This window comes from Photobacterium ganghwense (genome assembly GCF_003025595.1).
In the GTDB taxonomy this organism is placed as follows: Bacteria; Pseudomonadota; Gammaproteobacteria; order Enterobacterales; family Vibrionaceae; genus Photobacterium; species Photobacterium ganghwense.
This window is the reverse complement of sequence record NZ_PYMI01000004.1, coordinates 321705-335224: the sequence shown is the minus strand read 5'-3', so window position 1 is coordinate 335224 and position 13520 is coordinate 321705. Positions and strand designations below refer to the sequence as shown.

Here is a 13520-nt window from a genome sequence, read left to right as displayed (position 1 = left end):
GCAGCCACCACAATCACCGGAGTAAACGGAATACACGCTGATGAAGGGGGTGGCTGCAATACATGTCCTGATTTGGCTTAGAAAGCCGGTTCGATGGTACCGTTGAATGTTTGCTGCAGATAGTCGCGAATCGGTTGTGACTGATAGATATCAACAAACTTTTGGTATGCCGGGTTGTTTTTATCTGCTTCACGCGTCGCAATCACCATGACTGCCAAGGGGGCATCTTTTGGTTCCAGATAGATCCCCTGTTTCTTCGGATCCAGACCGGCAGACATGACATAGTTCATCGTAATCGTTGCCACATCGACATCGTCCAGACTGCGTGGCAGCTGCGCGGCTTCAACTTCAATAAATTTCAGGTTCTTCGGATTATCGACCACATCTTCAATGCTGGCCTTGAAACCGACACCGGGTTTAAGTGTGATAAGCTTGGCGTCCTCCAGCAGAAGCAGACCACGTCCACCATTCGTCGGATCATTAGGAATCGCAACCTGCGCATTATCCGGCAGATCGGCCAGAGAGGCGTATTTGTTCGAGTAAATCCCCATGCGCATCAGGATGGACTCCCCAATCGAGACCAACTTCGAGCCATTATTGCTGTTGTAATTCTGTAAGAAAGGCTGGTGTTGGTAACTGTTAATGTCCAGGCTGCCGTCAGCCAATGCGCCATTCGGGGTGATGTAATCAGAAAACTCAACGACTTCGACTTTGAGCCCTTGCTTTTCTGCTTCTCGTGCAACGGCTTCAACGACCTGAGCATGAGGGCCTACCGTTGCCCCGACTTTAATGACAGTGCTGTTTTCCTGTCCGCAGCCGGTTAAGCCTGCAAACAGCAGGGTGCCGAGAATCCATTGACTGACTGTTTTACGTTTTTTCATCATGCTTTCCCTATCATGTATTTCCATACGCGAAAAATGGTATTGGGTGGTATGGGTGTTTAGATGGCTGTACGGCCATATTACATTGAATGAACTGAGATGCAACACGATTTTTCAACACACAGAGGAATAGCCAGCTGAGCATGTGAGAACGTGCTGTGCCGTCGTTGCAGCAGCAAAATACGTTAAAAGTGCGACGGTAAAATCCCAGTTGTGCTAATAGCAATCAGAAGAACCAGCAAGCAGAAGTTCCAGTACTCAGAAGCAAATCATGAGATTTATTTGGTCTTTGGTTACTGCCTAATGTGTTCTCATTCATGTGCCAGGTCTCTGCCGCACCGTTTAAACTGGCGCATTGTTGTTGCATGGTTTGAGTGACGTTGCTTTATGGTCTGAATGGCAAAGTTGATCTGTCCAGCCTAGCCTTATGAAGGTGAATGCCAATTTATTTCAGTAAGAAACTGCTTTTACTTTATCCGTGTTTGCGTTGAGGGCGGGAGTGGCTTTTAAGGCTCACGCTGGTTTTTATCTCATGATTTAGGGCTATTCAGCGCCAAATATTACAGAGCTTAACATTTCAGCGCTCAATATTTCAGCGCTCAATATTTCAGCGATCAAGTTGGTGAAGTGTCGCCAGTTGGAGGGAGTGGATGGACAGAAAATTCATATTGTGCAGTTTTGGATACGCCATTTTAGGGCTTTTACTGGGCATCTACATGGCGGCCTCTCATAACCACGGTCAGCTCGTTACGCATGCACACACGATGCTGGCAGGCTTTGTTGTCTCGTTCATTTACGGGCTTTGCCACAAGCTGTGGTTGAAAAATGGCAACAGTGCTTTGGCTCATGTGCAGTTCTGGGTCCATCACCTGAGCGTACTGATATTGATTAGTGGATTATTTTTGCTTTATGGCCAGTTTATTGCGCCGGAACTCCTGGACAAAATTCTGGCTTTGGCTTCTATGATATTTCTGGTTGGGATGGTTTTAATGACTGCTTTGTTTGTTTTGTCTCCCAAACACGGCACCAGTTAGCTGAGTGACGGTAATCATGAACTGGGTGACGTAACCAACTCGGTGCCTGGCTGGGAAAATGCAAACATACATACTCAGCCAGGTCTGTCAGGCTGAGTATGCATTCTCAAAGGACAGAGATAGCCTGAATTTACTGCGATAAATGAGCAAACAGTTGATCGGCCAATCTTCGCAATGTGCCTTTTTCTGGCTGTGTGTGTGAGAAGGTACGGATACCGTATATCCCCATAACCAGAAACTGAGCCAGCTCAAGCGGATTTCTGTCAGCCGGAATGTCCCCTTCTTGTTGAGCTTGCTGTAATTTCGCTGCAATAGACGCTTGCCATTGATTAAGCATGTGGGCGATAAGCGCTTCGACCTCTTCGTCCTGCTGAGAAAGCTCGCTTAAAGCTTTTTGCAGCAGACAATCTTTGATGGTTTCACACTCACATTCCTCAACAACATGATCGAGATACAGTCTTAGTCCCTTTAATGCAGAAGGGGATTGATCAAAAAAACGTTGGAAATCCGCTTTGCTGTCAGAGCGGTATTGCTCAAGTGAAGCCAGAAGCAGGCCGCGTTTATTTTCGAAGGCACAGTAAATGGACCCGGGATGCAGGCCGGTAGCTTGTTTCAGATCTTGCATACTGGTTTTGCTGTATCCCTTAGCAATAAAGGCATCCATTGCAGAACGTAAAACTTGTTCACGATCGAACTCTGCACTGCGCATAGCATCTCTCTGGTGAATGGAAATTGCCTTGATTTTACCAGTGTTTGAACATTCATTCAAAAAAGTTCTTGAACAATTATTCAAGAATGCCTATCTTGAATATACGTTCAAGATAGAGGTAAGAAAAATGACGGACATCCTGTTCCAGCCGTACGCCCTGAATGGCACGCTGACGCTTAAAAATCGAATTCTAATGGCGCCGCTGACTCGTTGTATGGCTGACGATGATTTGGTCCCGACGCAGGCGATGGTTGACTATTACGCCCGTCGTGCGGAGACGGGGTTAATCATTTCTGAAGCTACCATCATTCGTCCCGATGGTCAGGGGTATCCGAATACTCCGGGTCTGTATACGCCTGCGCAAATTGATGGCTGGCGCAAAGTCACAGATGCCGTACATGCCAACGGCGGTAAAATTTTTGCGCAACTGTGGCACACGGGCCGAGTGGCTCACCCGCATTTTTTTGGTGGTGAATATGTGCTTGCGCCTTCAGCGATTGCCGTAGAGGGAACGGTGCCGAGAATGCGCGAGTTGGTTTATACCGTACCAAAACCGGCGACCAAAACAGAGATTGAACAACTGGTTGCAGACTACGCTCAGGCTGCGGCTAATGCGATTGACGCTGGCTTCGATGGCGTTGAAATCCACGGTGCTAACGGCTATCTGATCGATCAATTTCTGCATTACTGCAGCAACACACGTGACGATGAATTTGGTGGTACACCGGAAAATATGGCGCGTTTCCCGCTGGCGGTGATTGATGCTATCGCCGATCGTATTGGCGCGGATCGCACAGGTCTGCGACTATCTCCGGGGGCTTACTTCAATATGGAAGGTGATGCCCGTGACCGCAATGTGTCAGATTATCTGTTGGCAGAACTGGAACAACGCGATCTGGCTTTCCTTCACATAGGGATCTTCGATGACAGCATGGAGTTCGACTATCTGGGTGGTACCGCTTCGGCCTATGTGCGTCAGCGCTACAGTAAAACACTGGTTGGTGTAGGGAGTTATTCTGCTGAATCTGGCAGTGCAGCCATTGTAAACAATCAGTTTGATTTGTTGGCGATTGGCCGTCCATTGATTGCCAACCCTGACTATGTTGCAAAGGTCAAAAACGGCGAAGCCTTGGTGGAGTATACGGATACTATGCTGGCAGAGCTTGTGTAAGTCATTAAGGCCGACGCTACTGAATAGGCGTTGCTGAATATAAGAGGGGAAGCTTAATAAGCTTCCTCTTTTTATTTGTATCGCATGTATTGAAAACTGACTGATATGGGACACATCAGTCATGTTCCCGTGCTGTTCATGTTCATGAACAAGCGAACTTAGCGGTATCAGTTAACTGAGGCAGACAGTAAGATGCAGTAATACTTTCCAGTCTCAGCAATGAAGGAATACACATTGACGGAAAAAGAAAAAATGTTGGCAGGACTGCATTACAACCCGGCTGACCCGGAGTTGGTCGCGTTGCGTTTACGAGCTCGCCTGTTGACGGAGAAACTGAATCAAACCAGTGCGGTTGAGGCTGAAAAACGGGTGGCGATGGCCAAGTCCCTATTTGGGTCTACCGGGGAGCAGATTAACATCGAGTCATCTTTTCATTGCGATTATGGCCAAAACATTCACGTGGGAGAAAACTTCTTTGCGAATTTTGGCTGCGTGATTCTGGATGTTGCTGAAGTCCATATCGGCGATAATTGCTTTATTGCGCCGCAAGTCGGTATTTATACCGCGGCGCATCCAATTGATCCTGTTGAAAGGGCTAAGGGCGTTGAGTTCGCCAAACCCGTCTCGATTGGTAATAACTGCTGGATTGGCGGGCACGCGACCATTAATCCGGGGGTGACATTGGGTGACAATGTGGTTGTTGCTTCGGGGGCTGTGGTGACGAAGAGCTTCGGCAATAATGTGGTGATTGCCGGGAATCCGGCGAGAATACTGAAAACGATAGAGGGCTCGTCATACTGATTGCTCAGGCCACTCCCCCCAGAACAAGTGGGGGGAGCCATGCATTGGATTCACTGTTTACTGATGTGATTTAACGGACAGCTTGTGTTTATCGGCGGGGCTTTCACGGGTTTGTATGGTGAGGCACAGGATGATGAGTACCATGCCAAACCATCCCTGATATGGAATAACTTCGCCGACGATAGTGACGGCAAAAACGGCTGCGACGACAGGCTCGAACAAAGTTAACAGTGTCGCTTTACTGGCGTTAATGTGTCGTAACCCATAGCCAAACAGAAAGTAGCCGAGAAACATCGGAATCACTGCCATGTAAATCATCACCATGGCATTGGACAGTGATGCAAACATCTGATTGCCGGTGAAGAATAAGGTGGGCAATAACCCGATAGCTCCTAAACCAAACAGGCTTCCCATTGCGGCTGAGGATTGAATGCCTGTTTCAATCATCGCTTTAGCAACCCAGCTATACACAGCGTAAGCACAGCCGGCTATCAATCCCAATAAAATACCGGTCATCTTTAACGTGCTGCTTTCATCCAACTGCGATGTGGCAGGCTCGGCATAGGTCAATAAAGCCATTCCGGTTATTCCCAACCCAAAGCTGATCATCCAGCGTTGCGTCAGTGTATTCTTTTTGCTGATGAGACACTCTAGGATGGCCGTGGCAAAAGGCGCAGACGCAATGGAGATTACAGTGCCAATGGCGACGCCGGCTAGTCGCATAGAGGTATAAAATGCCAGTGGATAGACGGTGATGGCCACAGCACCGATCAGCAGCCGTTGTTTCTGTTGAAGCAGCCGGGGAATCTCTTGTACGAGGCGGGTTTTGGCAGACAGCGCCTGAATCAGGCCGCCAAATCCCATAGCAAAAGCGCCAATGGCTAAAGGACTGACATCCGGGGCAAAGCTTGCGACTGTGCCGGTTGTCCCCCACAGCAGGGATGCCAGCAGAATTGCCCAGATGCCGTAACGGGCAGAAGAAGCAGTTGTAGGATAAACAGTCATATCACAAAGGTCTCATTCAACAGAACAGTATTGTGATAAAGAATAATGGAACCTTACCGTTGATATTGTGCTGAACGGACGCAATGGTTGGCTGATAGGGCGCTATTGGGGGGATTGGTGCACAAATTCACGCGGCGATAATCCGAAGTAACGAGAAAACCGGCGGCTGAATGCTGACAGATCACGATAGCCAACCTGCTCGGCAACTAACTGGACGGGCAAATCAGTATGGCTTAGCAAAGCTTTGGCTTTTTCCATCCGTTGTTGCGTAATGTATTGGTGAGCACTGATACCAATGTGCTTTTTAAATAGCTTCTTAAATTGTGTCGGGCTCAGGCAGGCGACTCCGGCCAGGAGGTTGATCTCAAGCGGTTCACAAAGTCGCTCGGTGATATAGCTTTGAGCAGAGCGAATGCGCGGATCGACCGGATGAGTGAAGCCTTGTTGCTCCAGCAATTGGTAAAAGATCGCCAGAACCGATTGTTCAAGTCTGTCGTCTACCTGATATTCCAGCTGTTTTTCAATAAAAAAGAGAAAACTGAGTAGCGGAGGCGTCACACAAAAGACAGCATACCCATTTATGGTCAGATTTGCAGGCAACTCGTTCAGGTCGGCCACGATAAAACGTGCGGCTTCATCGGCCCTGAAGTAGTGCTGTTGTCCTGCTTGAATCACAACACATTCGCCTACAGAGACTTTTCCGGTGTAACCCGATAATTCAATGTTGATTGTTCCCTGTATGGGTAATACCAATTGATGATAGGTATGTGTGTGGCCACGGCGCTGCCGATTGTAGGAACGAATGCTGAGGCTGTTTTCCATGAAATCAAAAAGTCCTGTTTAACGCTGACGTTATATTACACAACCAAACAGAGAATTGCCGTTTCCAATGCACTTTCTATTGTTGTTTGATCTTTTTATATAACCATTCTTCTAATGGCTTTGACCGAGTAGGGCCAGCTAATTAATGCTGGGAACTTGCTGTTCGAAACGTGTTCCTGAGACACTGTGCTTAGCCACGCTTTGATGACTGCTTTCACGGATAAACCAATCACCTTCTTTATCAAACAGATTGTAAATTGGGCAAGTTAGCTAAAGGTTGGGAGTAACTTTCTGCTTTTTAATGAACGCTGTTTGATTTAGTATGTCGGCTTGCTTTGTTTTGACATGAGGTTTTATGTTTAGGCGCTCCCTTTGTATGTTGTTATTGGCGCAGCTTGTCGGATGTTCAAGCATGTCGGTGGAAGAGTGTCAGGTTGCTGACTGGTACTCTGTCGGGCTTCAGGACGGGCAGAATGGCGTACCCTCATCAAGAATCAATGATTATGCGCAGGACTGCCGGGAAGCCAATGTCATGGTTGACCACCTCTCCTGGGGGAATGGTTATGAGCTGGGGTTGACCCATTACTGCATGCCGGACAACGGCTATCGCGTAGGCCGTTACGGCGGTGTGTACAACGGTGTTTGCGACAACCCGCAGTTCATTGAGCAGTACAACCGTGGTATTCAGGAATACCGTGTCGAACAGCGGATTCAGGAAATAGACAGAGAATTGTCGACCATTGCCTATCAGGTGCAGCAGTTGAACAAGAAGCAGAACGGCAACAGCGAAGAAGCCAGGTATCTGCGTAAAAGAGAAAAAATGCTGCGTTCGGAAAGGCAGGCTTTAATCGTGCCGACGTATCAGTACCAATATCATTTTTCATTCTAAACTCGCCTTCATCATGTGATCTGAGGTTGTTGCTCAGATCACCTTCACCCAGTGTCGTGATAAATGGCGCAGCAAGCTATTACACCTCGCAGGGAGTATTGCTCGATACCGATATGTACAATAGTATATATCGGTATTTTTATTGTCACGATATGGAGAGAACAGATGAACTGGAGCCGAATTGCCCTGTTTGGGCTGGCCTTGGCGGGTACAAACAGCTTTGCTGCAGACAAGATCACGGTGTTTGCGGCGGCCTCACTGACCAATGCGTTGAATGATGTGGCAAAAGCCTATGAGGACAAAACCGGCGTCTCGACAACGCTTTCTTATGCTTCTTCTTCAACGTTGGCACGTCAGATTGCTCAGGGGGCTCCAGTCGATATTTATCTGTCAGCGAGCGAAAAATGGATGGACTATCTGGCAGAGCAGCTAGCAATCGACGCTTCATCCCGTAAGTCGTTGTTGGAAAACAGCCTTGTCATGATTGCGCCGACCAGTTATCCGGCTGACAACATTGAAATTACCGCCAACTGGAATCTGACCGAAGCCTTGAAAGGGACCCGTTTGGCTATGGGCGATCCGAATCATGTGCCGGCGGGTATGTATGCCAAGGAATCTTTAAGCAATCTGGGCTTGTGGCCACAGGCAGAGAAAGCACTGGCGGCAGCGAATAACGTACGTTCAGCGTTGTTGCTGGTGGAACGGCAGGAAGCGAATCTGGGTCTGGTTTATAAAACGGATGCCATGGTGTCAGAAAAAGTGAAAATGGTGGGGGTGTTACCTGCGGACAGTCATACACCAATCACTTACCCGGTGGCGATGATTAAAGGCAAAGCAGAAGATCCACAGGTAAAAGGGTTCTACGATTATCTGATGACAGATGAAGCGGCAGCTATTTTTGAAAAATATGGCTTTGGAGAATCACGCTAGTGTTATCCGACTACGAGATCCAGGCATTGCTGTTGAGCCTGAAAATTTCCGGGGTGGCTGTGTTAGTGAGCTTACCTCTGGGAATGGCGTGTGCCTGGTTGCTGGCTCGTAAAAATTTCATGGGTAAATCGGTACTGGATGGGCTGATTCACCTGCCTCTGGTGTTACCGCCGGTTGTTATTGGCTATCTGTTGTTGGTGATGTTGGGTCGTCAGGGTTGGCTCGGGAAAGTCTTATATGACTGGTTTGGGCTGACTTTCAGTTTCAGCTGGCGCGGCGCTGTGGTGGCGGTGGCCGTGGTCTCTTTCCCGCTGATGGTCAGGGCTATTCGGCTGGCATTGGAGAATGTCGATCCTAAACTGGAGCAAGCAGCGAGGACCCTTGGCGCGAGCCCTTTGCGTGTTTTTCTCACGATTACATTACCGCTGACTATCCCCGGTATTTTGACTGGCTCGGTACTTGCCTTTGCTCGCGCCCTTGGGGAGTTTGGGGCCACCATTACGTTTGTCTCGAATATCCCCGGCGAAACTCAGACCATTCCACTGGCCATGTTCTCATTCATTGAAACTCCGGGTGCAGAAAGTCAGGCAGCGCGGTTATGTGTGATTGCGATTGCCATTGCACTGGCATCACTACTGGCCTCTGAATGGCTGGCTCGACTTGCCCGACGACGTCTGGAGGCACAATGATTAAGATTGCTGTGAAACAAACACTGGGTCAGCTGAAGCTGGATGTCGATTTGATGCTGCCTATGCAGGGCATCACCGCGGTGTTTGGTCGTTCGGGTGCCGGTAAAACGTCACTGATCAACGTCCTTAGCGGATTAACCCGGCCTGATGACGGGGTGATCGAGATCGGGGACAAAACCATTGTTGACACTCAGCGCGGGATTAACCTCCCTCCCGAAAAGCGTCAGATTGGTTATGTTTTTCAGGATGCCCGGCTGTTTCCCCATTACAGTGTGGAAGGCAATTTACGTTATGGCTGTGTGAATCAGTCTCCTGATAATTTTCAGCATGTTATTGATCTGCTGGGCATTGCGCACTTATTGAAACGCTATCCGGCCTCATTGTCCGGAGGGGAGAAGCAACGTGTCGCCATTGGTCGGGCGTTATTGTCGAACCCAAGCATGCTGCTGATGGATGAACCGTTGGCGTCTCTGGATTTACCCCGCAAGCAGGAATTAATGCCATATCTGGAAAAACTGGCCAGAGAGATCAAAATTCCGATTGTGTATGTGACGCACAGCCTGGACGAAATTCTTCGTCTTGCTGATCATATGGTCATGATAAATCAAGGGAAGGTGGTGATCTCCGGCCATATAAACAGTGTGTGGGGCTCACCGGCGATGCGCCCTTGGCTGCCAAGCAAAGAGCAAAGCTCATTGCTTAGTGCCAGGGTGAACTTTCAGCATCCGGACTATGCATTGACACAGGTGATGCTGAATCATGATGCCTATCTGTGGGTCAAACGGCTGGAACGTGCCCGTGGCGAGTGGGTACGAGTAAGAATCCATTCTAACGATGTCTCTATTGTCCGCGAGCGACCAACTCAAACCAGTATTCGAAATGTGCTCGCTGCCCGAATTGATAAACTTCACTCGGTTGATGAGGAAGAGCGGGTGGAAGTCCGGTTACGAATTGGCGAAGCTCAGCTTTGGGCCAACATTACCTTGTGGGCAGCTGATGAGTTGGAACTGAAGGTTGGTGATCAGGTTTATGCGCAGATTAAAGGGGTGAGTGTTACTCAGGATGACTTAGTGGCACTGTAATTAACATTATGAGGTAATTAAAAAATGCTGCAATTACGCAGCATTTTTTTTATTGAGTCCATATAGGCTTTTTTCATTAATAAATATTTAACAATTAATAATATTTTGACAGAGATATTTTATTAAAATCAAAGATTAGACTTATTAATATCGACAGGGCAATGGAGTGTGACTTATTTATTAGTCATTATTGTTAGTTTTTCTGTTTATTTTTATCTCATGTTTGAGATGTTTTTAATTTCATTTAAAATCAATGAATAACAACCATGTTTGGTCAAATTTCAACCAGATTTATTTGTCAATTATCTGTCAATATGGCTTAAAAATAACCGTTGCATATTGAATCGTTCAGTCCCAAGTCAGTATAGTGTGCCTCGTCTTCTTGATATTCAAAATTATTAATCGTGTTTTATTAAGCTAAATTATTTATAGCAACTCATGAACCATTGAGCTTAATAAAACATATCTATTGTATTCTACAGCTAGGTATATTATGAAAGTTCTTCCTTTGTTCGTATTGTCGGCGTTAATTCTTACGGGATGTGGTGGTTCAGGCGGTGGTTCTGATTCATCGGGAACGACCTCAACCGGGACTGGTAACAGTGGTAGTGCGATTAATACGGGAAATAACACCGGAAGTAACAGTGGCAGCACAGACAGCGGAAGTACTGATAGCGGCAGCACTGGCGGTAACACGGGTACCACAACGCCGGATAACGGTAACAACACCGGTGGAACCACTGAACCGACTACACCACCAGATTCCACTGAGTTTGCAGACTTGATGCTATACGCGGTGAATCAGGCGCGTTCTCAACAGCAAAACTGTGGCGGTGAAATTATGCCAGCGGTGCCAGCGCTAACGTGGGATTATGACCTGGAAGCGGCGGCATACGGTCACTCCAGTGATATGGCTAACGGCAACTTCATGAGTCATACCGGCTCTGACGGTAGCTCGCCAGGTGACCGTATCGATGCGACAGGTTATGTATCTAGTGCATGGGCTGAAAACGTGGCTGCAGGTCAGAAAGACATTGATGCCGTTATGGCTTCCTGGATGGCCAGCCCGGGTCACTGTAAGAACATCATGAGCGGTAACGTAACGCAAATGGGTTCAGCGGCTGTAGAAAATCCGGACACGCAGTACGGTATTTACTGGACTCAGGTCTTTGCTCGTCCGCGTTAATCGCTGAGCCTTAGCAACCGGACCAGATTAGGGCATAAGTCAGAATCAGGTCACAAGCCATGCATACAAACGGTGTGCAAAGATGAAGAAAAAGGTCGCAGATTATCATGCGGCCTTTTTGCGTTTTACCCGAGTATGGCTTGTGGTTTAAACAGAAATTGTTCAATCGTCTGACTGTGATGACACCGGGCTACCGCGGTTTTGCCCCGGGTTCGGATTGCTCATGTAACCGGAAAAATGTGGTGACCCGGTTGAGTACCCACTCAGGATCATCCAAGGGTAAGTCGTGACCGGCAGCCGGATGTAACAACAGCGGGACGGCCCAGGCTTTTGCCAGTGCTTTGCTGCAGGCAACATCGACCAGTTTGTCCTGCTTGCTGGCTAGTAAAAGGGTAAAAGCACTGGGCACGCCATGGTGAGTGAAGCGGGCTGCAGCAAATAACTGGCGTAGGGCATTTCGCGATGAAACCGGGCATTGGGCCCTCCACTGGCACCATTGTTCAAGATGTTTAGCGGGTGCCAGACGTGTGGTCAGTCGGAAAAATGTCGCCTCTCTGTCATTGGCTGTTTGAAACAGTCCACGCAGAATGGCCGGATAGTTTTGCCAACGCAGCCGGTGATAAAAGGGGGAATAGGGGCGGGCACTGGTATTAATGAGCACTGACTGATGAATCTCTTCCGGGTAGCGGTGCATCCACTCCATTGCAATCATTCCCCCCATCGAGATGGCGATAATATCTGCTGCCAATTTGGGGGATTGCTGGCTTGGATGAGGCTTTGTTTGAACCGGCTGTTGTGTATGTTCCAGATCCTGCTTTTGAGCTTGAGCTTGAGCTTGAGCTTGAGCCTGAACATCCGTGCCTGCGGGGGGCGTTGTGGTTGTTTCGTGTGCCGGGTGGGTCGCTAGTGAAAACGCTAGTTGCTGGCGTAAATCTTCAACCATCTCAGGTAACTGCGAGGGTGATGCTTCTTCAAACCGTTTGCCGTTTCCGGCTAGATCGAGGCAGATTACCGGCCTTGAAGGGTAGTGTTGCTCTAGCATCTGTGTAAACGCTCCCCAGTGTCGGCTCTCGCGAAGCAACCCGCGCAACAAAATAATGGGGCGAGCACTTTCATTGGCTCCGGATGTCGCGGAGGAAGTGGTTGTTTCAGATGACGCAGTCTCTGAATATGACGACTCAGGTAAGGCTATGCTCATTGTCAGTTAAATCCGATTGAGGGTACCAAAGCGAAATGGCTTGCCGGGCATAATCGGCATTGGCATCGCTTAAAAACCAGCTGGTGTAAGAATAGGCTGCACTCATCATAAATTCCGTTAAGGTCAGGTGGGTACGCAGCACTCTGTCGACTCGATGAGGTTTCATAGGATGAAATAATCCAATCCGATCGAGCAACTGTAACGGGTTCTTTCTCACCCAGCGCCAGGATCCCATTTCCAGGGTCAGCGGCAGCAGTGACTGATGCCGGGCCGAAGCCAGATCATAAAGGTGATCCCAGAGATCACCGTGACAGGTGTAATGTTTGGTTTGTGGTTCAAACAGGTAGTTCTGATGCGGAAACGCATTGAAGAACAGTGTTTTTAAGTGAAACAGTGCACCGATATCCGCAATTGGCTGGAGACGGCTTTTGGCATAAGGAAACCAGAGACGGTCTTTATTGCCGAATCCAGAATGAAAATCCAGCGCAATCGTCAACGGGCTTTGGCGAGTTTCACTGAGCACGGCTTGGATCAATGCTCGCGACTCCAGTTCCATTGGTGCACCTTCGGCTCCGCGATACCAAGGGAGAAAACGTGATATCCGGTGACCGCCAACCAACCAAGCTGTGCGTTCAGCACTGTCGACCGGGGCATTCCTCATTAAATCCACATGATTGCCATTCGAACGATACCGTTTTGCCATGCCGACAGGGTTCAGCAGTGGAATAAAAACCAGTCGCAGGCGTTTGAGACGGGTTTGCAGTGCTGCATCCCAATGGAGCCGTTGGCACAGACTGTTGAGTAACGACAGCACCACCTGGCTGCCTATCCGCTCCAGGCCATGTACCCCACCAATAAACATCAGGCAGGGAGTATCAGGATGGGGATTACCGAGGGCAATTTTATAGATGGGAAGTGGAACGTTTTCGAGTTCGGTCACTGCCAGTGTGTTGACTGATACAGGCACACTCTGAAGGTGTGTGACCTGATGGTTAACCAGCGTTTCGAGTTGCATCATTTCAGGCAAGCGCCGGTAAAGATCATACTTATTCAAACGCTTAACTCCCTAACGCTGCTTAAGGTTATGAAGGCCATGTGTCTCATACTAGCCAGTTCCCCTTAC

The 13520-nt window shown here is 48.5% G+C and carries 14 protein-coding genes; 8 read left to right on the top strand and 6 right to left on the bottom strand.

The annotated features are described in order from the left end of the window. Positions 1–77: 77 nt before the first annotated feature. Positions 78–881, bottom strand: a complete 804-nt coding sequence (locus C9I92_RS15930) for a MetQ/NlpA family ABC transporter substrate-binding protein (protein ID WP_047885992.1) — start codon at positions 879–881, stop codon at positions 78–80. 650 nt (positions 882–1531) lie between these two features. On the opposite strand from C9I92_RS15930, the gene C9I92_RS15925 reads away from it, so the two are divergent. Next, positions 1532–1915, top strand: a complete 384-nt coding sequence (locus C9I92_RS15925) for a hypothetical protein (protein WP_047885991.1) — start codon at positions 1532–1534, stop codon at positions 1913–1915. 130 nt (positions 1916–2045) lie between these two features. Here the strand turns inward: C9I92_RS15925 and C9I92_RS15920 are convergent, their stop codons facing one another. Next, positions 2046–2624, bottom strand: a complete 579-nt coding sequence (locus C9I92_RS15920) for a TetR/AcrR family transcriptional regulator (RefSeq protein ID WP_047885990.1) — start codon at positions 2622–2624, stop codon at positions 2046–2048. Positions 2625–2751: 127 nt separating this feature from the next. Between C9I92_RS15920 and C9I92_RS15915 the strand changes: the two genes are divergently transcribed. Beyond that, the gene (locus tag C9I92_RS15915; RefSeq protein ID WP_047886360.1) at positions 2752–3795 is read left to right on the top strand and encodes an alkene reductase; all 1044 of its coding nucleotides are present in this window, start codon (positions 2752–2754) and stop codon (positions 3793–3795) included. A gap of 234 nt (positions 3796–4029) precedes the next feature. After that, positions 4030–4596: a sugar O-acetyltransferase gene (locus tag C9I92_RS15910; RefSeq protein ID WP_047885989.1), complete on the top strand. Its 567-nt coding sequence runs from the start codon at positions 4030–4032 to the stop codon at positions 4594–4596. Positions 4597–4653: 57 nt separating this feature from the next. Here the strand turns inward: C9I92_RS15910 and C9I92_RS15905 are convergent, their stop codons facing one another. Continuing rightward, positions 4654–5601 (bottom strand): DMT family transporter, encoded by a 948-nt coding sequence (locus C9I92_RS15905; protein ID WP_047885988.1) that lies wholly within the window; start codon positions 5599–5601, stop codon positions 4654–4656. Between the two features lie 102 nt (positions 5602–5703). Next, a complete protein-coding gene (locus C9I92_RS15900) occupies positions 5704–6423 on the bottom strand; it encodes a helix-turn-helix domain-containing protein (protein ID WP_047885987.1) in 720 nt (239 codons plus the stop codon). 376 nt (positions 6424–6799) lie between these two features. On the opposite strand from C9I92_RS15900, the gene C9I92_RS15895 reads away from it, so the two are divergent. From C9I92_RS15895 to C9I92_RS15875, 5 genes are all read left to right on the top strand, one after another. After that, positions 6800–7312: a DUF2799 domain-containing protein gene (locus C9I92_RS15895; RefSeq protein ID WP_169776043.1), complete on the top strand. Its 513-nt coding sequence runs from the start codon at positions 6800–6802 to the stop codon at positions 7310–7312. A 165-nt stretch (positions 7313–7477) separates the two neighbouring features. Next, on the top strand, positions 7478–8242 hold the full coding sequence (gene modA / locus C9I92_RS15890) for a molybdate ABC transporter substrate-binding protein (protein ID WP_047885985.1): 765 nt from the start codon (positions 7478–7480) through the stop codon (positions 8240–8242). Then, the gene (modB, locus tag C9I92_RS15885; protein WP_047885984.1) at positions 8242–8931 is read left to right on the top strand and encodes a molybdate ABC transporter permease subunit; all 690 of its coding nucleotides are present in this window, start codon (positions 8242–8244) and stop codon (positions 8929–8931) included. Before modA ends, modB begins: the two co-directional genes overlap by 1 nt. Continuing rightward, on the top strand, positions 8928–10013 hold the full coding sequence (modC, locus tag C9I92_RS15880) for a molybdenum ABC transporter ATP-binding protein ModC (protein WP_047885983.1): 1086 nt from the start codon (positions 8928–8930) through the stop codon (positions 10011–10013). The genes modB and modC overlap by 4 nt, the downstream gene beginning before the upstream one ends. 493 nt (positions 10014–10506) lie before the next feature. Further along, positions 10507–11199: a CAP domain-containing protein gene (locus C9I92_RS15875; RefSeq protein ID WP_047885982.1), complete on the top strand. Its 693-nt coding sequence runs from the start codon at positions 10507–10509 to the stop codon at positions 11197–11199. Positions 11200–11389: 190 nt separating this feature from the next. Here C9I92_RS15875 and C9I92_RS15870 read toward each other — a convergent pair whose 3' ends face one another. Both C9I92_RS15870 and C9I92_RS15865 read right to left on the bottom strand, forming a co-directional pair. Beyond that, positions 11390–12397 carry an alpha/beta fold hydrolase gene (locus C9I92_RS15870; RefSeq protein WP_084712610.1) on the bottom strand — a complete coding sequence of 336 codons (1008 nt, stop codon included), beginning with the start codon at positions 12395–12397 and terminating at the stop codon, positions 11390–11392. Next, on the bottom strand, positions 12378–13451 hold the full coding sequence (locus tag C9I92_RS15865) for a DUF2817 domain-containing protein (RefSeq protein WP_242551910.1): 1074 nt from the start codon (positions 13449–13451) through the stop codon (positions 12378–12380). The genes C9I92_RS15870 and C9I92_RS15865 overlap by 20 nt, the downstream gene beginning before the upstream one ends. Between the last annotated feature and the right edge of the window lie 69 nt (positions 13452–13520).